General features: G+C 40.1%; 23 protein-coding genes. 1 reads left to right on the forward strand and 22 read right to left on the reverse strand.

The window, feature by feature from the left end; translation table 11 throughout:
- Positions 1 to 49: 49 nt before the first annotated feature.
- The 21 genes from GN217_RS06570 to prsW all read right to left on the reverse strand — a co-directional run bounded on the left by GN217_RS06570 (position 50) and on the right by prsW (position 18,898).
- The gene (locus GN217_RS06570) at positions 50 to 829 is read right to left on the reverse strand and encodes a CheR family methyltransferase (protein WP_156855884.1); all 780 of its coding nucleotides are present in this window, start codon (positions 827 to 829) and stop codon (positions 50 to 52) included.
- A 698-nt stretch (positions 830 to 1,527) separates the two neighbouring features.
- Positions 1,528 to 1,974: a nucleoside-diphosphate kinase gene (gene ndk, locus GN217_RS06575; protein ID WP_156855885.1), complete on the reverse strand. Its 447-nt coding sequence runs from the start codon at positions 1,972 to 1,974 to the stop codon at positions 1,528 to 1,530.
- A 78-nt stretch (positions 1,975 to 2,052) separates the two neighbouring features.
- The gene (gene hepT / locus GN217_RS06580; protein ID WP_156855886.1) at positions 2,053 to 3,024 is read right to left on the reverse strand and encodes a heptaprenyl diphosphate synthase component II; all 972 of its coding nucleotides are present in this window, start codon (positions 3,022 to 3,024) and stop codon (positions 2,053 to 2,055) included.
- Positions 3,025 to 3,066: 42 nt separating this feature from the next.
- The gene (locus GN217_RS06585; RefSeq protein WP_156855887.1) at positions 3,067 to 3,780 is read right to left on the reverse strand and encodes a demethylmenaquinone methyltransferase; all 714 of its coding nucleotides are present in this window, start codon (positions 3,778 to 3,780) and stop codon (positions 3,067 to 3,069) included.
- Between the two features lie 2 nt (positions 3,781 to 3,782).
- Positions 3,783 to 4,574 (reverse strand): heptaprenyl diphosphate synthase component 1, encoded by a 792-nt coding sequence (locus GN217_RS06590; RefSeq protein WP_156855888.1) that lies wholly within the window; start codon positions 4,572 to 4,574, stop codon positions 3,783 to 3,785.
- 121 nt (positions 4,575 to 4,695) lie between these two features.
- Entirely contained in the window at positions 4,696 to 4,920 is a 225-nt protein-coding gene (gene mtrB / locus GN217_RS06595; RefSeq protein WP_156855889.1) for a trp RNA-binding attenuation protein MtrB, read from the reverse strand.
- Positions 4,921 to 5,061: 141 nt separating this feature from the next.
- Positions 5,062 to 5,334 carry an HU family DNA-binding protein gene (locus GN217_RS06600; RefSeq protein WP_156855890.1) on the reverse strand — a complete coding sequence of 91 codons (273 nt, stop codon included), beginning with the start codon at positions 5,332 to 5,334 and terminating at the stop codon, positions 5,062 to 5,064.
- A gap of 324 nt (positions 5,335 to 5,658) precedes the next feature.
- The gene (gene spoIVA, locus GN217_RS06605; protein ID WP_156855891.1) at positions 5,659 to 7,137 is read right to left on the reverse strand and encodes a stage IV sporulation protein A; all 1,479 of its coding nucleotides are present in this window, start codon (positions 7,135 to 7,137) and stop codon (positions 5,659 to 5,661) included.
- A 658-nt stretch (positions 7,138 to 7,795) separates the two neighbouring features.
- A complete protein-coding gene (locus tag GN217_RS06610; protein WP_156855892.1) occupies positions 7,796 to 8,524 on the reverse strand; it encodes a hypothetical protein in 729 nt (242 codons plus the stop codon).
- Between the two features lie 18 nt (positions 8,525 to 8,542).
- Positions 8,543 to 8,740 (reverse strand): DUF2768 domain-containing protein, encoded by a 198-nt coding sequence (locus GN217_RS06615; protein WP_156855893.1) that lies wholly within the window; start codon positions 8,738 to 8,740, stop codon positions 8,543 to 8,545.
- Positions 8,741 to 8,972: 232 nt separating this feature from the next.
- Entirely contained in the window at positions 8,973 to 9,233 is a 261-nt protein-coding gene (locus tag GN217_RS06620; RefSeq protein WP_156855894.1) for a stage VI sporulation protein F, read from the reverse strand.
- 63 nt (positions 9,234 to 9,296) lie between these two features.
- Positions 9,297 to 10,331 carry an NAD(P)H-dependent glycerol-3-phosphate dehydrogenase gene (locus tag GN217_RS06625; RefSeq protein ID WP_156855895.1) on the reverse strand — a complete coding sequence of 345 codons (1,035 nt, stop codon included), beginning with the start codon at positions 10,329 to 10,331 and terminating at the stop codon, positions 9,297 to 9,299.
- A 20-nt stretch (positions 10,332 to 10,351) separates the two neighbouring features.
- Complete coding sequence (der, locus tag GN217_RS06630) at positions 10,352 to 11,662, reverse strand: ribosome biogenesis GTPase Der (protein WP_156855896.1); 1,311 nt, start codon at positions 11,660 to 11,662, stop codon at positions 10,352 to 10,354.
- Between the two features lie 84 nt (positions 11,663 to 11,746).
- Complete coding sequence (locus GN217_RS06635) at positions 11,747 to 11,932, reverse strand: capping complex subunit for YIEGIA (RefSeq protein WP_156855977.1); 186 nt, start codon at positions 11,930 to 11,932, stop codon at positions 11,747 to 11,749.
- Entirely contained in the window at positions 11,932 to 12,825 is an 894-nt protein-coding gene (locus tag GN217_RS06640; RefSeq protein ID WP_156855897.1) for a YIEGIA family protein, read from the reverse strand. The genes GN217_RS06635 and GN217_RS06640 overlap by 1 nt, the downstream gene beginning before the upstream one ends.
- Before the next feature lie 91 nt (positions 12,826 to 12,916).
- Entirely contained in the window at positions 12,917 to 14,047 is a 1,131-nt protein-coding gene (gene rpsA, locus GN217_RS06645; RefSeq protein WP_156855898.1) for a 30S ribosomal protein S1, read from the reverse strand.
- Between the two features lie 90 nt (positions 14,048 to 14,137).
- Positions 14,138 to 14,824: a (d)CMP kinase gene (gene cmk, locus GN217_RS06650; RefSeq protein ID WP_156855899.1), complete on the reverse strand. Its 687-nt coding sequence runs from the start codon at positions 14,822 to 14,824 to the stop codon at positions 14,138 to 14,140.
- 122 nt (positions 14,825 to 14,946) lie between these two features.
- On the reverse strand, positions 14,947 to 15,615 hold the full coding sequence (locus GN217_RS06655) for a flagellar brake protein (protein WP_156855900.1): 669 nt from the start codon (positions 15,613 to 15,615) through the stop codon (positions 14,947 to 14,949).
- A 184-nt stretch (positions 15,616 to 15,799) separates the two neighbouring features.
- Entirely contained in the window at positions 15,800 to 17,134 is a 1,335-nt protein-coding gene (gene ypeB / locus GN217_RS06660; protein WP_156855901.1) for a germination protein YpeB, read from the reverse strand.
- A gap of 15 nt (positions 17,135 to 17,149) precedes the next feature.
- Complete coding sequence (gene sleB, locus GN217_RS06665; RefSeq protein WP_232334359.1) at positions 17,150 to 17,938, reverse strand: spore cortex-lytic enzyme; 789 nt, start codon at positions 17,936 to 17,938, stop codon at positions 17,150 to 17,152.
- A 312-nt stretch (positions 17,939 to 18,250) separates the two neighbouring features.
- Positions 18,251 to 18,898 (reverse strand): glutamic-type intramembrane protease PrsW, encoded by a 648-nt coding sequence (prsW, locus tag GN217_RS06670; RefSeq protein ID WP_156855903.1) that lies wholly within the window; start codon positions 18,896 to 18,898, stop codon positions 18,251 to 18,253.
- Between the two features lie 90 nt (positions 18,899 to 18,988).
- Between prsW and GN217_RS06675 the strand changes: the two genes are divergently transcribed.
- Entirely contained in the window at positions 18,989 to 19,957 is a 969-nt protein-coding gene (locus GN217_RS06675) for an asparaginase (protein ID WP_198042605.1), read from the forward strand.
- A gap of 31 nt (positions 19,958 to 19,988) precedes the next feature.
- Here the strand turns inward: GN217_RS06675 and GN217_RS06680 are convergent, their stop codons facing one another.
- The gene (locus tag GN217_RS06680; protein ID WP_156855904.1) at positions 19,989 to 20,978 is read right to left on the reverse strand and encodes a YpdA family putative bacillithiol disulfide reductase; all 990 of its coding nucleotides are present in this window, start codon (positions 20,976 to 20,978) and stop codon (positions 19,989 to 19,991) included.
- Between the last annotated feature and the right edge of the window lie 32 nt (positions 20,979 to 21,010).

The following is a 21,010-nucleotide window of genomic DNA, read 5'->3' on the forward strand; positions in this document are numbered from 1 at the left end:
ACATATTCAGACATCTTTTTGGACATAAATTATGTAAATATGAATAAATTTAAGATTTTGCCTTTTGGTAGAAAAAGGTGTCTAATAATTGTAAATTATATTTTTCTGGTGTAAAGATCTGTTCTGTACTGCCGACGAATAAAACACCGCTGTTACGCAATGAATTACTAAAGCCGCTATATATTTTTTCCTTCGCTTCATCCGTGAAGTATATCAGGACATTCCGACAGACGATCAAATCATAATTCGAAGGATAACTATCGGCAAGCAAATTATGTTTCTTGAAGGTTATGTTTTGCTTTAACAGCGGATCTAGCTTATACCGTCCATTTTCGTATGTAAAATGCCTTTGTTTCAAAGCAGGGGGAACTTCTTTTAAAGCTTGCTCCATGTATTCTGCTTTTTGAGCTTTCTTCAGCGCAGTTTCATCAATGTCCGTTGCAAGTATTTCCACTTTAATATTTGGAAAAAACTCTTTGAATAATATGGCTAAGCTGTATGGCTCTTCTCCTGTGGAGCATGCTGCGCTCCAAATGGTGATACGTGACTTGTTATTGGTTAGTGCTGGAATGACACGATCTTTTAAAACATCCCACCGTTTTTTGTTCCGGAAAAACTCCGATACATTAATCGTTAATCGTTCGATAAATTCTTTCATGAGTTCGTTGTCTTTGTTCATTGCTTCAAAGTATTGGATATAGCTGGAAAAACCGCGTTTATTTCTTAATGTAGTAATTCGGCGTTTCATTTGTGTTTCTTTATATAAACTGAGATCGATGTCGTGCCTTCTGTTTACACGATCAATAAACTCACTGTAATCATCAATCATCATATTCCTCCTCGTATATTAATAGACTTATTGCGAGTTTCAATCAACTGATTACTTTCATACAGCGTAAGTGAAGCTATCGTCTCGGGGTCCGCAGTCCAGACACCTCTCGCACCTGCTGAGCGGCTGGTGAGCCTCCTCGGGCAAACGCCCTGTGGGGTCTCACCAAGCCTATCGACGAACAGGATGTTCTAATGCCGGCATTGGTCACAGGACGTGACCGTACTTAGCCGGCCTCCCGCAGGAGTCTCGAGGTGTCTGGACTGCTCCGAGGAATGTCCTAATTTGGAACGCTATTTTTCATTTTAGGAATTAGATCGCTTATCATAGTGGTGGGTTAGTTTCCATTAATAATAACCCTCTCTACCAGTTCAGTTGTCCGGAGGACGGTGACTCCAACGGGAAAAGCACGGGTCCGAAGACCCCGCAGGGCTGTAGCCCGAGGCAGACTACGAACGCCACGTCCTGTGCGTCGAGGCTGAGGCCGTGCCTTAGGTGTACATCCGTCCTTCGGGAAACTGGACGGTAATTAGAACTCCGAAACAAGTAAACGAGCAAAGCACTTATACTTTATGATAGTAATTCGGAAGCTTTTCTTATTAGGTTTTTAAAAGTTGTTTCTGGTTGGGATATAACTATTTTCTATTTGTTATTTGTTCTTAAAAACCTCCGTTTGGGAACGGAGGTTTGTTGGTGGATTAGTAAATCCAGGTTGTATCTACTTTTTCGTAAGTAATTAATTCGCTTTCATCAAAGAATAGTTTGATTTCGCGCTCTGCACTTTCTGGTGAGTCCGAACCGTGGATGATGTTTTTTCCTACAGTGATTCCGTAATCGCCACGAATTGTGCTTGGTGCTGCTTCACTTGGATTCGTTTTCCCCATCATATTGCGTGCCGTTGCAATTACGTCCTCACCTTCCCAGACCATTGCAAATACAGGGCCAGAAGTGATGAATTCGACTAATTCACCGAAAAAAGGTCTCTCTTTATGCTCCCCGTAGTGTTGCTCTGCCAGCTCATTCGACACTAGCATTAACTTTGCCCCTGCAAGTTTGAAACCTTTTTCCTCGAATCGTTGTACAATCTTTCCAATTAAATTACGCTGTACTCCATCTGGCTTTACCATTAAAAATGTCTTTTCCATACAAACACTCCTCAAGTATAATGATTATGTAACCGCTAAAATTATACAAAATTATTAGGAAAATAACAATTATTTTCCTTATGTCCTCCGTTTTCCAATATATTTGGCAATGGATTGCAAGGTTTGTTTTGATTTGCTAGAGGGCAATTTTTCCAATGTTGCCAAAGCTTTACTCAAATATAAATCACTTAATTCATAAGACTTCTTAATTGCATCTGTTTGTTTCAATCGCTCAATGACAGCTTTCATATCATCAGGATGAACGTTGGCCGGATCTCTAAACACTTCTCTCGTATAAGAATAAAATTCTTCATTATCCATTCCATATAATACAGGGAGCGTGATATTTCCTTGCAGGAGATCATTGCCCGCTGGTTTACCGAGTTGCTTTGAAGTTTCCGTGAAATCCAATATATCATCGATAATTTGATAAGACATGCCAATATAGTAACCATAGCGATACATCCGCTTTATATCTCTGTCCGACAAGCCGGACAGAATAGCGCCCAGTTCACAGCTTGTTGCAATTAATAATGCCGTTTTTCTTTTGATTCGTCGCAAATAATCCCGTAATGTCTGGTCCCAGTTAAATTTATCCTCGATCTGCTCCATTTCACCGATCGCTACCTCGACAAGCGATTTAGATAGCGCCTTGTGAACTTTTGGATTGTTAATCATCGTTATTTCTTCCAGCGCCCTCGCTAGAATATAATCCCCTGTATACATCGCTACTCGGTTGGAGTAAGTATGTTTGATAGTCGGTTTCCCTCTTCTCAAGGTCGCTTCATCAATCACATCATCATGCACGAGCGTTGCCATATGTATTAATTCAAGCGCGATTGCTGCTCTATTAATATTCTCGGCATCATAATGACCCATTTGCCCCGCAAGAAGAACAAATACAGGACGAATTCTTTTTCCTCCTGCATGCAATAAATCTGTCGAAGCTTGACGTAAAACCGGGTGTTCCGCTTGAATCGATTGATTTAAAGATGCCTCGATCAAGTCGAGATCTTTTTTTAAGTATCCGTATGTTTTAGGAAGTTTCATATGTGTCACCTATACTTTTAAATTGCAACTTAGCTGGTATATTTAGCGAATCTGCTTTGTTCCCATATGCATTGCCGCTACGCCAAGGGTATAGCTTTTCACCTCGACAAAAGAAAAGCCCGCTTCTTGAAAGAGTTCTTTTAACTTATCTTTGTCAGGGAAATGCTTAGTCGATTCGTTCAGCCAGGAGTATTCATCATAACTTTCCGCAAAAAGCTTACCAAAAAGGGGCATGATGAAACGGAAATAAAAGAAATATAATTGCCTGAAGCCAATAATTTCCGGCTGCGAAGTTTCTAAACAAACTACCTTACCATTCGGTTTCACAACCCGGTACATCTCTTTTAATACCGTTAAATAATCACGGACGTTTCGTAAACCGAAACCGATTGTCACGTAATCAAACGCATCGTCTGGAAAAGGTAGTTCCATTGCATCTCCATGTACAAGATCAAGCTGTGATAAATTTAATGCATCACGTTTTTCTTCGGCGATAGAAAGCATATTTTTGCTGAAATCCAAACCGACGACTTCTCCTTCGTCACCGACAGCTTCAGCAAGGGTTAGAGCCCAGTCTCCTGTGCCACAGCAGACATCCAGCGCTTTTGCACCTTTTTCCACGTGCATTCTGTCCATCACATCTTTCCGCCATAATTTGTGCTGTTGGAAAGAAATAATGGAATTCATGGAATCATAATTTTGATATATCTTTTCGAATACGTGATGGACACGTTCTTCTTTTGTTTGTTTTTGCATATTTACCCTTCTTCCACATTCGAGGCTTTCATCGCAACATGATCCGCTCTTCTCTGTTTAAAGTAGTTATAAATTTCCCCAGAAGAATGGGGGAGTTGCTTTAACCCTTGTTGGAGGATCAGCCATTCTTTATGGAGAATATATCTAAATTTATCCTCTTTGTTCATATACGTATTGGAACGTTTAACATCTAACAAACTGTTAAGCACAATTTCATCTGCCATTACCCGTTCCTTCTCCTCTTGGAGCGTTGAAATATAGAACCACTGTGTTATGTTATCTACAAATTCATCGTGTTTAAAGTATGCTGCAACTGTTTTTAATAGCAATGTGTTGATTTGCACTTTCAAGTCGATATACTCGTTAAGGCTTGCGAATTCCTGATAGTAAAGTTTCATTTTCAACTCATTGATCGCTTTAATTGCAGACGCTAGTTTATGTATAAAATCAAACTCATCTATTTGTGAGAGCAGATAGTAGTATAAGCCACTATAATAATCACCAGCAAGCACGTGTAGCTGTCTGGATAGATTTTCCTCCGTGCTTTCATCTGCTTTACTTTCATTAACCAGTTCGTGGGTATCTAATGCTATCTGAACAAGCATGGTCGTAACAATATATGCATCACGCTTTGTATGGGGAAGCGCGGAATTAATTGGAACGAGATTTGATAGAATAAATAATTTATCATCTTCTATCACGGGCTTTTGAATATTTTTCCATAGAAAGTCATATCTTATTTTTTCTTCTATTGCTTTTTTAAATCGAAGTATTTCATTTACCGAGTTACTCAAGAGAAATCACCTAAGCCCTTTCGTCTATAGAAGTGCCTTAGCTATTATAGCATATTTAATTACAATCTACATCTTCCCATTTATGTAGAAGTAAAATTTGTAAAACTAGTGAAACTTACTTTTATTCGTTGCTCATTTCTCCATTATTTGTTTGAATAACAGCTTTGCCGCGGATCTTTACTGCAGATGTATGCTCGGTGAATTGCGCAATCATGATTTCATCCTTATCAAGCTTTTCTGTATGGTGAAATTTCGTATCGGTACCTCGGGTGAGTCCAATGACATTCACACCGTCTTCCAGCGCTTTGATAACAATATAATCTGTTTTGAAATTTGGCTCTTTCATGCTTTCATCCCCTTAAACACCTTATATTTTAAATTTACCAACTTCTATACTCTCATGATTTGCATGCTTTTTGCAACATTGTAGAATGCATTAAAAAAGGGTACGTATAAAACGTACCCTTTATAAGCCCTATGTAGCAAGTTATTTAACAGCATCTTTAAGAGCTTTTCCTGGTTTGAACGCAGGTACTTTGCTTGCAGGGATTTCGATTTCTTCTCCAGTTTGTGGGTTACGGCCTTTACGTGCTGCACGGTCGCGCACCTCGAAGTTACCGAAACCGATCAATTGTACTTTTTCACCTTGTTTAAGTGAATCCATGACAGTTTCAAATACAGCTTCAACTGCTTTTGTTGCGTCTTTCTTAGAAAGCTCAGTTTTCTCAGCTACTGCATTGATTAAATCAGTTTTGTTCATGACATTCACCTCCTCCCGAAATGTTAAACTTGACAGTGTAACAAACAAAAACTACTTAATTCATTTGTTCACATCTTTGTCTCCTTTTATACCTTGTTACCAAAATCAATTAGTAACAAGGCTAATATTAAACGAATTCGCTTTGAAATTCAACAATATATGCGCTTTTTCTGCATATTTTTTATAAAAACAGCTACTTCGCTCCATTCGTCAGATATTTCAGATGTGAAAGCAGTTTTCATTTGAGTACCCTATACTATACCTATTCGACAAGGATTTCTATTTTCCTGCCGTCCAAAAATAAAAAGCAGCCTTTTTCAGCTGCTATAAAATGATTGCCAATAATCCGCCCGATCCTTCATTGATGATGCGCTCTAATGTATCCTTCAGTTTATATCTGGCGTTTTCTGGCATTAATGAAATTTTTCCTTGAATACCTTCTCGTACAATTGAATTGAGAGATCTTCCGAATATATCCGATTCCCAGATAGATAATGGGTCGTCTTCAAAATCCTGCATTAAATATCTCACAAGTTCTTCACTTTGCTTCTCCGTCCCGATAATCGGTGCGAATTCTGATTCAACTTCGACTTTAATCATATGAATGGATGGAGCAACTGCTTTCAGTCTTACGCCAAATCTTGTACCTTGCCGGATAATTTCCGGTTCATCGAGGATCATATCTTGTACACTCGGAGCTGCAATTCCATAACCCGTCTGTTTTACCATCTGCAGGGCACTTGCAATCTGATCATATTCCCGTTTCGCATGGGTAAATTCCTGCATAAGTTCCAATAGATGGTCTTTCCCCCGGATTTCTTCACCAACAATTTCTTTTAATATTTCATCATACAATTCCGGCGGAGCGTGGAGATCAATTTCCGCAATTCCTTCTCCCATCTCCATACCGGCTAAGTTTGCCTGGTCAATGTATTCATATTCTGAAAATGTTGCAACAATCTCATCGACATCTCTTAAACGTTTAATGTTCTTCACTGTTGTTTGAATTGCGCTCTCATAATTCTCCCGCAGCCAATGCTCCTCTTTAAGGACCATCACCCAGCTTGGTAGATTTACATTCACCTCAAGTACAGGGAATTCAAACAAAGCTTCGCGGAGAACTTTATAAACATCTTGCTCTGTCATATTCTCCACACTGACAGCTACAACGGGGATATCATACTTCTCAGCTAACTCCGTTCTTAAAAATTCTGTTTCCGGGCTTGTCGGGCGAACGGAATTCACAACCATAATGAATGGTTTGCCAACATCCTTTAATTCCTCGATTACCTTTTCTTCAGCCTCTTCATAGTCCGAACGGGCAATCTCTCCAATTGTGCCATCGGTTGTTACGACAATTCCAATGGTAGAGTGTTCTTGGATTACTTTTCGCGTTCCAATCTCTGCCGCGTCATGGAATGGTATAGGTTCTTCATACCAAGGAGTGTGAATCATTCGTGGTCCATTTTCATCTTCAAATCCTTTTGCTCCTTCGACTGCATAACCGACACAATCGACAAGCCGCACATTCACATCGAGACCTTGTTCTACATTGACGGTGACTGCTTGATTAGGGATGAACTTGGGCTCCGTTGTCATGATTGTTTTCCCTGCAGCGCTTTGGGGCAGTTCATCCATTGCTCTTGATCTGTCACTTTCATCGGTGATATTTGGCAGGACGACGAGTTCCATAAACCTTTTAATAAATGTTGATTTTCCCGTACGGACAGCTCCGACTATTCCAAGATATATATCTCCGTTTGTCCGTTTAGAAATATCTTTAAAAATATCGATTTTCTCCAAAGAAATCCCTCCCGATCCTAAAAACTATTAGAAATACAGCGGAATATTACTTGACATTACAAGTCTATGATGTTGTCCTAATAAAATATGCATGATTAATCAATACTAGAATGCATTTATATATCTTCCATTATTCTTCGCCTCCATGATATGAAAAGCTATTGGAAAACTAATATGTTATGGAAGACTCCAGATCCCCCACCCTCTCCTTCCGTGGGCACCTGACGAGCCTCGACGCGCAGAATCTGCACATGTAGGCATTGACCACATACAAGAGAGAGAATAGTCTGCCTCGTGGATAAGCCTGCTGAGGGCCTTATCGATGCTTCTCATTCCGCAGAAGTCAGGAGACGGCCGAGGCAAACTAAAGGTTCGCACTTTAATTTATACACTCAAAAAATTAGACAGCCTAGCTAACATATCTTCCGGGAGCAGTCCGGATACCTTAAGACTCCTGCGGCAAGACTAGCCTAGGTGAGACCCCGCAGCATGCAAAGTGTGCGAGGAGTAACCTGACCGCCTGCGAAAAGGAGAGGTATCGGGACAGTGGATCTCCAGATAGAAAACCGATGATATATATCAATTAAAGCGAACAATAAAAAACCCTCGGAACAGTATATGTGCCGAGGGTGTTGGTTTATGCATGTTTTTTTGGAGGCTATTCCTCCTCCATCATTAAGACCGGTTCTCCGTCTTTTACCGTGTAAGGAAGCGAATAGGCTGGTGCAAAGGGAGTGTGGTCGGTTAAGAGATAACGGATGTCGTCTCCCTCTTCATAGTCATGATCATATTCGTCTAACGCTTGCTGTAAGTCAATCCGGTAGTCTACATATAAGTTTCCTTCCACATCCATAATAATCGGCAAGTTCTCCTGACTATACGGACTTACGACAGTCGGCGGTTCATCTAGTTTCAATTTCTCATGATCGATGAGATAAATACCATCTTCTACCTTTTCACCAAAAGCCGGGTATGTATGTTCATCACGAAATGTATTCATTCGAATATTAACACTGCGGATGGCTTCCGTAATTCTTAAATCAATCACTTTAACAGTTGGATCAACTTCTGGATTAATTAAAATATATTGATAATAGCCACCATTTTCAAAAGCGTTGCCTGGGATTTCTGCAATCGCATTGTGCTCCTTCAACAAGTTAAAATCTATTAAATATTTCTCAAAAATTGGTGTGTCGCTCGGTTTCGTGCGAATTGGCACGAGGCCATCCGTCTGTTCTTGATAAGTATTTACGGCAGACTGGACTGTTTCAAGCTGTGTAGCATGCGGTACTTGATTCTCTACTCGTTCACTGTCCGGGTACAGGCAGCCCGCAAGCAGGACGAAGGAGAAGGCAAGTACGGCTATTTTTATGTATGAAGCTTTCACTTTTTACCCTCCTGATAACTATCTTGTAGGACCTGTAAACACGACAAAAAGAATAATCAGTGCACCGGATACTAAGCTGAAATAGGCAAGTAAAGAAACGATTCCCGCTATCCAGCCCTTTAATTTTTGTCTGCTTAACCAGATCAGACCCATTGCTAAAAATAATAAAATCATCCCCGCAAACGATACGTACATTTTAAACATGGATATGCTCATTTTATTTCACCCCTAATTTATAGAATCTGCTTAGGAACACCACATATTATACCATAAGCAATTCATATAATTATATCAAGATGTATAAGCTTGTAAAAAAACCGGAACAGAGGGGGCCGCTCCGTTCCGGGTGACTAGATAATACCCTCGCAGACTCTATCCACGAATGCTTGTGCGATTTATTGTATGCGAGAATGCAACGTTCTGTATCCTCATCTGCCTACTGACCTAATTAATTATCGAATAAATTATTCATGGTTTGAGGATTCATTGGAACTTTATTCTTAACAATTGCTTCTACGATCTTATCCTCTTTATCCTTGGAAACAGGTTTGTTCGCTAATCTAGATAAGCGTTGGATAAGTTCGCGGACCGTTTTTTCATCAGAAAAGTCAGCGTGTTTTACGGAATCTGCCACCTGGTAAATCTCCTCAGGGGATATGTTCGCTTTTTGATTGATTTTATCGAACATGCCTTTTTGAAAATTATTCACTACATTTCCTCCTTGATTCTTTATTTCAACATAGTATATGCAAGGAGAAAGAATGCGTGTGAATCAGGAGTACAGATCCTTAAGCATCTGATCAAGTCCGGCCATCTCTTCACGCTTGTCTCTTGTCATCAATTGAGTGACCGCATCTTTAGGATTTTTATTTTCAAAAAGAATCTGGTAAATCCCTGAAGTGATCGGCATTTCAACCGCTTGTTCTTCAGCAATCTGATACGCGGCCTTAACTGTACGCACCCCTTCAACAACCATACCCATTTCACTTAGGACATCATCAAGCTGGTGTCCTTTACCCAGCAAGTTTCCAGCACGCCAGTTCCTGCTATGTACACTTGTACACGTAACGATCAAGTCACCAACACCGGATAATCCTAAGAAACTAATCGGGTTCGCTCCTAGCGACGTTCCTAATCGGGTAATTTCAGCAAGTCCTCTTGTGATGAGGGCTGATTTAGCATTGTCACCATACCCCAATCCATCTGAGATACCTGCGCCTAGGGCGATAATATTCTTTAATGCCCCGCCTAATTCAATCCCTAACACATCTTGACTTGTATACACTCTAAATGTATCACTATTGAATAGATTTTGAGCATGTTTACTCTTCTCTGGATTCTTCGCAGCAACTGTTACCGTTGTCGGGTGTCGCAAAGCAACTTCTTCAGCATGGCTTGGGCCCGATAGAACGACAATATCGTCGGAAGGATATTCCGGAAATTCTTCAGCAATTATTTCCGATACACGTTTCAATGTAACGGGCTCAATTCCTTTCGTTGCGTGAATGATCGTTGCTCCGTTCGGTAAGACACGTTGTAAAGAACGGGTCACTTCCCGGATTGCCTTTGCTGGAACAACGATTAAAACCGCCTCCGTTCCCTCCACTGCCTCATTTAAGTCAGAGAAGGCTTGGATTCCTTCAGGTAATTCTACATCTAAATATCGTTCATTGCGTTTTGTATTGTTAATCGCTTCAGCTTGCTCCGCCCGGTGGCTCCACAATCTTACGGAATGGCCATTATCAGCTAAAACGATACTTAAGGCAGTCCCCCAGCTTCCTGCACCTAACACTGCAATTTTTTTCATATAACTTTCTCCTCTCCTGGCTACTGACGTCTTCTTACAAAAATGTTGATCGGTGTGCCAGTATAGTCAATCGCTTCCCTAATCTTATTTTCTAAAAATCGCTTATACGAGAAATGCATTAACTCCGGATCATTAACAAAGATTACAAAGGAAGGAGGCTTCACAGAAACCTGTGTCGCATAGAGAACCTTCAAACGCTTCCCTTTAAATGTCGGGGTTGGGTTCACTGCAATTGCATCCATAATCACATCGTTCAACAAATTAGTAGGAATCCGTTTTGCGTGGTTCTCACTGACCATTTTAACAACTGGAAGCAATGTGTGCAGTCGCTTTTTCGTCTCCGCAGATAAAAATACAATCGGTGCGTAATCCAAAAATTGAAACTGCATTCTGATGTCCTCTTCGAATTTCTGCATTGCCTTTTGATCAGATTCGACGGTATCCCATTTATTAACTACAATGACAACTGCCCGTCCTTCTTCATGGGCATAACCGGCTACTCGTTTATCCTGTTCAATGATTCCAGTTTCAGCATCAATCAAGACAAGGGCAACGTCCGCCCTTTCAATCGCCTTTAAAGTCCGTAGCACACTATATTTCTCCGTCGTCTCATATACTTTCCCGCGTTTTCGCATACCCGCTGTATCGATGATGACATAGTCTTGTCCATCCCTAGTGAATGGAGTATCAACCGCATCTCTTGTCGTCCCCTCCATATTACTTACGATGACACGATCTTCATTTAAGAGTGCATTTACTAAGGAGGACTTACCGACATTCGGCCGCCCGATTACACTGAAGTAAATCGTTTCATCATCATCTTCTGGTTCTTCTTCTGGAGGAAAGTGGCGAATCACTTCATCCAGTAAATCACCAAGACCAAGGCCATGGGCGCCTGAAATAGGAAAAGGCTCTCCAAATCCAAGAGAATAATATTCGTAAATAGTTTCTTGCATCTCTGGATTATCTATTTTATTCACACCTAAAACAATCGGTTTATTGGATTTAAATAATAGTTTAGCAACTTCCTCATCCGCTCCAGTGATTCCTTCTTTACCATTTACTAGAAAAATAATAACATCTGCCTCATCGATTGCAATTTCAGCTTGTTGGCGCATTTGAACAAGCAATGGTTCGTCGCCCGCTTCAATTCCTCCTGTATCGATGAGATTAAATTCTCTATTCAGCCATTCCGCTTGCGAGTAGATCCGGTCTCTTGTAACACCGGGAATATCTTCTACAATTGAAATTCTTTCACCGACTAATCGGTTAAATATCGTTGATTTGCCTACATTAGGTCTTCCAACTATTGCAACTACTGATTTTCTCATGAAAGGAACTTCCCTTCTACAACATACTTTATTACTTCATTCATTCTAGCAAAATCAACTCATATAAACAATTTTTAACCGAAATCAATGTTTTACAATGATGTACAATTCCTCACTTAATGAATGAACAATTCCATCTGTTATCGCTTCTAGATTAGCAGCGAACGTTTCCAGTTCCTTCTTTGATTCACAAATAAAGATTGGTGCGCCTCCATTAACTTTCGACGGATTTGTTGTAATGACAGCTAGTACTGCTTTTTCGATATTCATCATTCATCCCTCGTTTCATGATAGGCTTTTGACTCGGAAGGCATTCGGATGGCAGTTTCTAGGATTGGGACTGCACCAATAATCCTAATGGCAAGATCAATATCACGATTTTGTGGGAGAATAAACATCCCGATTCTTCCGTCATCCAAATCCCGCTTTATGATCGGGGTTAAAGCAGGTGTTCCCGAATCACGAAAAACTCCAAGGGACACGGACACATCGTGAAGCATTGCTTGTCGCTGCCCTAAATTGGCTAGTGTCTGCACGACATTCTGGTTTTTCGGATAGATGATGAATCCGGCACCGTATTTCAATATTTCTTCACGTCTTTCTTTTAACCCAATATTCATAATATAAATATTATCAACATACAACCCCGCACCATCAAACTTCAAAGGGGTATATTCGATATTAGCGATGCTTTTAATCGTTTTTCCACTCATTAGGCGTAACCCTAGAAGGACGGAAGCAACACCTCCAGCGATCGCAATAGGAAGGCTGAAATAAATATACAATACTGTAGAAATAAGCGCCGTGAAAATACAAAGATAATTTCTGCTTTCAAATGAAATTGCAATCCCTTCAATATACACTTTCCCACGGGGAACTAGCTCCAAGGGGTCAATCTCAGTCAATGTATTCCTCTCCATATTACGGACTTCCCGAAATTGCGTAGCGGCAACCGTTAGTAACGTAACTGCCGTATATTCTCGCTCAATTAATGCAGGAACTGCAATCGCCCCTAAAGAGGCCGCAATAAATCCAAGAGAAACGTGAATGATTTTCCCGTGGAGATAGGTTGGATACTGTCTATAATCAGTTCTCAACATTAGAATCCTTGCCATCGTACCGACAAACACGCCAAATAAAATAGCATACTTAAATTCGCTCATATTCTCACTCCTTGGCATTCAGTCTGCCAAAAAAGCAAGTCTGGTATACACCAAGAAAAAGGTCCTCCTTTCGCAGGAAGACCTTTCATTATTATTTATATTTGTCGAGCTGATCGCCAATAACGTCTCCAAGTTGGAATCCGGAATGGTCGTCATCTTTTTCATAATTTTTTACTTCGACTTGCTCTTTCTCCTGTTCCAATTCTTTGATACTTAAGGAAATACGTTCGTCTTCTTCGTTCACGTCAAGCACTTTAACATTCACTTGCTGACCTACTTCAAGCACTTCATCTGGTGTGCCGATATGACGGTTCGCAATCTGGGAAATGTGAACAAGTCCTTCTACTCCAGGGAATAATTCAATAAAAGCACCAAAGCTAACTAAGCGTTTAACGGTCCCTTCTAACACATCACCTTGAGAAACGCGTTCCCCGATGTTTGTCCAAGGTCCTGGTAAGGTCGCTTTATGGGATAGAGAAATTCTTTCATTATCTCTGTCGACGGATAGCACTTCCACTTCAATCTTGTCACCTTCTGAAACAACATCGGAAGCTTTTTCAACATGGTAGTGGGCTAATTGGGAAATATGAACTAGTCCATCAATACCGCCGAGATCAACGAATGCACCAAAGCCTGTTAGGCGTTGTACAGTTCCTTCAATTACTTGACCTTGCTCGAGAGAATCAAGAAGTTCTTTCTTTTTCTCCTCTTCTTCCTTTTCAACTACGGCACGGTGAGAAAGGATAACGCGATTTTGACTGCGGTCGAGTTCTTCTACAATAACTTCTAATGATTTACCTTCATAATCACTGAAATCTTCTACATAATATGTTTCTACGAGTGATGCAGGGATGAAACCACGCACACCTACATCAACAACAAGTCCACCCTTAACAACTTCTTTTACAACGGTTTCAAAAACTTCCTTGTTGTCATGTTTTGCTTCAAGGTCTTCCCATGCTTTTTCAGCATCTACTGCCCGCTTGGACAATACTACTTCTTCATCTGTCAATTTCTTCACTTGTAGGGTAACAGAATCCCCTTCGCTTACAACATCGCTTGGAAGCTCAACATGTAAGCTGGAAAGTTCACTAATTGGGACAATTCCCTCTGTTTTATAACCGATATCTACGAGAACTTGTTTTTCCTCTACTTTTACAACTGTTCCCGTAACCGTATCTCCTACATTTAATTCTGGTATTTCGTTAAATTCATTAGTCATAACCTTAGCCCTCCTAATAGCATCATAGCGATATAAAATTATTCTTTCTATAACTTCTAATAATTACATTTCTTTGTCAAGTAAAGTATTCTAATTTTGCTTATTTTTATACTTTTCCACTTCTTGCAAGATAGAGTGGACGACTTCATGGATGGAAAGGGATGTTGTATCAAGTTCAACCGCATCATCTGCCTTCACTAAAGGTGCTGTTTCACGGTTAGTGTCTATTTCATCTCTTTTCTCAATTTCAGCTTTTAATTGTTCTAAATCCGATGGGATGCCTTTTGCAATATTTTCATCATGACGCCTTTTTGCTCTTTCATCAACAGATGCCACGAGAAATATTTTCACTTGTGCACCAGGAAGGACATGGGTACCAATATCCCGGCCGTCCATCACAACTCCACGGTCTTTCGCTAATTCCCTCTGCCGTTTCAACATCTCTTGGCGTACGGCAGTAAGCTTAGCAATATAAGATACATTCGCAGATACAGGCTGGTAACGGATTTCTTCTGTTACATCTTTTCCATTCAAAATAACACGTTGTCCTGTCGAATCGTTGGCAAGTTCGATATTCGTCTCTAGTAACAAGTTTAAAACTGCTGCCTCATCGGAAGGATCAACTCCATCGTTAAGCGCCTTCAACGTTAATGCACGATACATCGCACCTGTATCCACATAGATATAATTTAATTTCTCGGCTACAATTTTTGCGACCGTGCTCTTACCAGCAGCTGCCGGGCCATCAATCGCAATAGCTATATGTTCTTCCTGCATCTACAAACTTCCGTCCTCTCATAAGCATGTGGGTAATTTCTTCATAAGTACTGTAAGTAATAATCATTTCTATCTCTTGTTTATCATAGCATAATTCAATTTGACTGGTCTACAATCTCTACTTAAGATAATTCTTTTTTTCTCATTTCCCGCTGTTTTTCAAAACAGTAACTGATGACTAATTGTTGATCCATCGGTTTTAATCCAAGGAACTTTATTGAAGCTGTATGGATTCCGTTTCTCAGTTGCAAGAAAACGACTTGACCCGCTGTCTGTATATAATGATATTTCCCTGAGCTAAAGCTGAGTACGAGCCAGACATTAATCACTTCATGTATATCCAGTAGATCTTCCCTTGGCACGATTAATGATAACCCGCCACCGCTTATGTCGGAAGTAACCGTTGTAAAAGCTTCCTTGTCCTCATTTTGGCGATGGATAGCGGCATCAATTGTTGCATCCACACGTACAAACTGTCTCCGCTGAATTCGCTCAATATCTTCTAGCTCTGGTTTACAAAGTGCTAAAGCGGGGACATTCATCTTAACTCTATCTGCAAGTGTCGTCTGAAATTGATAAACTGCTTCATCATCACCTACGAAATCAACTTTAAAAGAGGCACCTATTTGGAAAAATTTGGTCTTCCCTGTTTGTTTATGTACGGGATAATCAATAAGAAGATAGTTGTCGTTGATGTCAACAACTTTACAATAATATTCATCCGCTTGCAATCCAGGTTCTTTAAATGTTAATCCCAGTTTTGTGCCAATCTTTATCATTGGTCCTTTCATATCTTCACCACGATTCTATCTGCCTTCATTACGGAATGATTGTATATATTTATTATTACAGATTTAAGAGAAAAGGGGAAGGCTTTTTGCCTCCCCCCCTTTACCTGTATTAAAAAAATATAAAATAAAGATGCAGTGGACAACTATAGTTGCTAGCAATCGCCACATCCGTTCTGGAGCTTTTTCAGGAATACTTCAATTCCTTGCCCCCGAGTTTTTCGACTTTTTCTTCTCTGCCATCCATGGCGTTAATGAAGATGCGGTACGTATCATTGTTGAATGTACCTAAGAATTCATAAGTAAGCACTTCTTCTTCCACATCATTCGTAATAATCGCTAGGCCGCTTTCTTCTATTTGGACATTCGTATTAACGAATTCACGTGCTTCTTCTTCCGTAAGTTCCGGTTCATCGATTTCTCGTTCATGATGATTACTATAATATTCGCTTGCTGTCACTCCTAAGACATCTCCATTATCTAGCGCTACTTTCACCTCTACGGAATCAGAGTAAATCCGAATGCCATCCTGATTATAATTGAACGAATACATTCCGACATTATTCAGTTCCATACTTTGATATAGTTCCATATCGTCAAAGTCAAATTGCTCCAAATATTTTTCCGCATGTTCTTGTCCATCATGCAAGCTAAGCTTCTTATTTTCTACCGGACGTTCGATTAATAATGTTAACGGATAACCTCCTTTTTGAGAGAGGTCCATGTAAGCGCGTTTCTCACCATTTTGATAAGATACACTGTAAATTGGAATATCGGCGCCATCTCCAGAAGGTGTAATTTCAATATTTTCTTTCGAATTGATATCGAAAATCTTTCTGCTTTTATCTAATGCTTCCTCTTCACTCAATTCTTTTCCGGGTAGATTTTCGAAGTGATCTTCTGGTTTTGTACTAACCCCGATTAAACCGGATTGGCTGTTCGCCTCAGCGTACCCCTCCACTTGCTTCTCTACAGTTTTGAACCCATCGATAATCGTGTTATCTGTTTGGTCATTGTTAACCAATGCAAGCTGAACATCCATCCACCGCAAATTATTTTCAAGTGCTAAATGCTGTACATGCCGCAATTCATCCTTAATATCATTTGCTTGCACGTAAAGATCCTCTAGAACTTTCGTTTCATCTTCAGTTAGCGGGTCATCATCCAAGTTGCGAATTGCCGTGCGGTACGTGAAATCACCAATATTCGAGAGAAACTCTTCTGTTTTATTAAATGGCAAGAGCCCAAGTGGTAATTGGGAAACATTGGAATGGGCTTCTGATGTAATCCGCCAAATATCAACGAACTTAGGTGATAACCGTTCATGGGAGTTCATTGCCAGCACTGTTCCAATCTCATCATGCAGTAAATCCATATAATAACTAAGTTCGTGGAATGATTTTTGATAACTGTTTTCCGCCTGTATTAAAATCGCATTTTTCTCCTGGTGTTCTTGGTAGCCCCAAATGGCTGCACCAACTAATCCGAGCGACAGAATACCAATGGTAATCCAACGAATCATACTATTCACGCCTTCCTATTTACAAAAGATATGCTTACCAATTTGCTTAATCTGCGGCCTTGACCATATCCAAGGCGAGGTTGCCGTATCCGGGTTAAAATAATAAATGGCATTGGATGAAGGATCCCAACCATTAATTGCATCAAGCACAGCCTCTTTTGCCACATCATTCGGTGTGAGCCAGATTTGACCATCTGCTACGGCTGTAAAAGCCCGTGGCTCAAAGATGACACCTGAGACTGTATTGGGAAAACTAGGACTCGCTACCCGGTTAAGAATTACGGCTGCAACTGCAACCTGACCTTCATATGGCTCTCCCCTTGCCTCCCCATATACCGCATTTGCCATCAATTGAATATCATTCTGTGAAAAGCCTTGCGGAACATTGACTGCGGTTGTATTATCTACTGGTACATTTTGCTCTGTTTGTTGTGCTTGGCCAGCCTGTTGCTGCCCGCCTTCCGTTCCGCCATAATGACTAAAGCGATTACCCTTGGAAATTTGTTCTTTCACATAAGCTTCATTGAACTGACTCGCTTTTACTAGTTTATTCTTTGTCTCCTGACCAGCGAGCCCATCAATGTTCATACCGAATTCATATTGGAAATTGCGAAGAGCCCAATATGTTCCCCACCCGAAAACTCCGTCAATATTTCCGTTGTAAAATCCTAAATATTGTAATCTCGCCTGTAATTCAATAACATCATCCCCAACTGCACCATGTTGAATAACCTGGGGACTGAATGCTTGTGCCTCTTCTTTTCCGTCGAAGAATAAAGGTAATAGAAACAAACCGAAAACGATGAAAAAACTAATCTGTCTGTATCGCAAGTCTAACCCTCCTCAAAAAACGATTCGTCATGCCGAAGAATCTTTGCTTATCTTCCGCGAAATGTTAACTAAGATATCAGAGTATAAGCGTCCGTTTCCTCTCACCTTTTAATTTGATTTCCTTATCTTTTACAAGCTGAAAGAGATACGAACGGTTACACTTTGATAAAGCAATGACTTGAGGATAGCTTTTGTTGCTAATCTATTTTTATACACTTTTATGAAATAAAAAGCATGTACGGCGAGGGATACTGTACATGCTTTTGTAACGACGTATTCTGTTCTTTAATTCAAATCAGGTTGATTAGCAATTTTCATGCGGTGAAGTCCGAATATCCATAAGATAATCATAAATGGGACAAGGTAGTAAATCCAGTTGCTCGAAACTGACTGCAAGATGTAATTATAGATTCCATGAAGTAGAAACGGGATGAAAAAAGCGAGCCAAAGATTAAACCTTGTCTTACTTACACGTGTCTTCGCTTTTCCGAAATAATACCCCATAATAACACCGAATAATGCATGAGATGATACAGGAAATATCGCTCTTGAAAAGGCATACTCAATGCCATTTGTCAGTAAATATAAGATATTTTCCACCGAGGCGAAACCCAAACTAATTGCCACAGCATATACAATTCCATCATAATGGTCATCAAATTCGTCATGATGGTACATGGAGAACATAAAAATAAACCATTTTAAAAATTCTTCCAGTAATGCAACTTGGAAAAAGGATGTCAAGAAAATATTTAACACGAACCCTTCCTTTACAAATGCATGCTGCACAAACATAATCGGAAATACAATCAGACAGCCTAATAGAAAAGACCGTACAATTAAAGGGATTGGTTCCGTATATTCATCCTTTAGATAAAAAAAGGACATCAATGCTACAACAGGGGCAAGTCCCACAGAAAAAATAGCAATCATAGTTATAAACCTCTTTCCAAGTACAATACTTTTATCGTATCATGAAGTTATCCTATTGGAAATAGTGAAAATGTGAAGCAGGTGATTTCGTTGAAGAAAATCTTGATTATCCATACAGGTGGAACAATTTCGATGCTGGAAAACAAGGAAACTGGAGCAGTTAACGTTACAGATGAACATCCATTGACTAAACTGCAGGATCAATACAACAAATTTGCCGATGTGGATGAATTCGTTGTTTTTGACCTGCCTTCCCCACATATTACACCAAAGAACATGTTGGAACTGGCAGAGTACATTAAACAATCCATACCTAAATACGATGGGATTGTCATTACTCATGGTACAGATACACTGGAAGAGACGGCGTATTTCCTTGATCTGGTGATCGATACTGAAAAGCCGATTATCATTACCGGTGCCATGCGTTCCAGTAATGAAATCGGATCAGATGCACTCTATAATTTAATCAGTTCCCTCCGCGTTGCCTGCGCGGAACAAGCAAATGGCAAAGGTGTACTAGTTGTTATGAACGATGAAATTCATACAGCTGCAAACGTCACGAAGACCTCAACAAGCAATGTCGCAACCTTTCAAAGTCCGCAATATGGCCCAATTGGAATTGTTACGAAAGAATTGATTGTTTTCCATCACAGCATTTTAAAAAGGGAGCATTATCCTGTTACGAAAGTTCGATCTAAAGTTTTTCTTCTGAAGGCATTTGCTGGGATGGATGAGGATTTAATTCACGCGCTCCACTTAGGGAAACCGGATGGACTTGTTATTGAGGCATTTGGCCAAGGTAATTTACCAGGAGCGATTATGGATGCACTTACGATAGTTATAAATGATAATATCCCAATCATCCTCGTCTCCCGCTGTTACCAAGGAACCGTTCAGCCAACTTATGCTTATTCCGGTGGCGGTAGACAATTAAATGAAATAGGTGTAATCTTCGCTAATGGACTAACCGGCCCTAAAGCAAGAATCAAATTACTCCTTGCCTTAGAACAAACGACGAATATGGAAGAGTTGAGCAAACTATTTTCTGAACAGTAAAGGAGCTAGCAGTCGCTAGCTCCTTTATAAATTATACTTTCATTGTCCGCTTCGCCGCGATCGAGCGTGCAATTGCTTCTCCGTGAAAACGTCCATTTTCAATAAAGATAGCATTGTTGTTAAACCCTGCCGCTACGACACCTGCTACATAGATTCCTTGTATGTTTGTTTCATACGTATCTTCATCATACGCTGGAATTCCACTCACTGGATCTGTTTCGACACCCGCGTCGTGTAAAAATTTGATATCTGGTTGGTAACCGATCATTGCGAAAACAAATTCATTATCAATACGCCGCTCGACTCCATCCACTTCATAAGAAACCGCATTTTCAGTAATTTCTTTTACGTTTGCATTAAATACCATCTCAATCTCATCTTTCCTAACTAAAGAATCAAATCCTGGAAGAATCCAAGGCTTAACGCTCGAAGAATATTCCTTTCCGCGGTAAAGGACTGTCACATTTGCTCCTGCCTTATGGAGTTCGATCGCTGCATCTACTGCAGAGTTTTTCCCACCTATAATTAAAACGTCTTTATTGTAATAAGGATGTGCTTCTTTAAAGTAATGGCTAACCTTAGGCAAATCCTCACCCGGAACATTGAGACGGTTTGGTTGATCATAATAACCTGTCGCGATAATTACAAATTTTGCTTTGTATTGTTTTTTCTCATTATGATTAGTTTCCGTATTGAGCAAAAAGCCTTTATCTTTCTTTTCAATCTTAGTAACTTCCTCGAAGGATTGAATGCGCAGAGATTTTCTTTTTGCTACTTCTCTGTAATATACCAGTGCTTCATTTCTGACTGGCCGCTGTTTCTCGGTAATAAAAGCAATATCACCGATTTCCAGATTGTCACTGGAGCTGAAAAATGTTTGGTGTGTCGGGAATTTGTACAAGCTATTCACGACGTTTCCTTTTTCAATTAACAGAGGGTTGATACCTCTGTCTTGTAAAGCAATCGCTGCAGCCATTCCACAAGGTCCGGCTCCAACAATAATAACTTCTTCCTGTTGCATTTACTGCCACATCCTTTTCACATGCTCTAATA

Source organism: Oceanobacillus sp. AG (genome assembly GCF_009746545.1).
In the GTDB taxonomy this organism is placed as follows: domain Bacteria; phylum Bacillota; class Bacilli; order Bacillales; family Amphibacillaceae; genus Oceanobacillus; species Oceanobacillus indicireducens.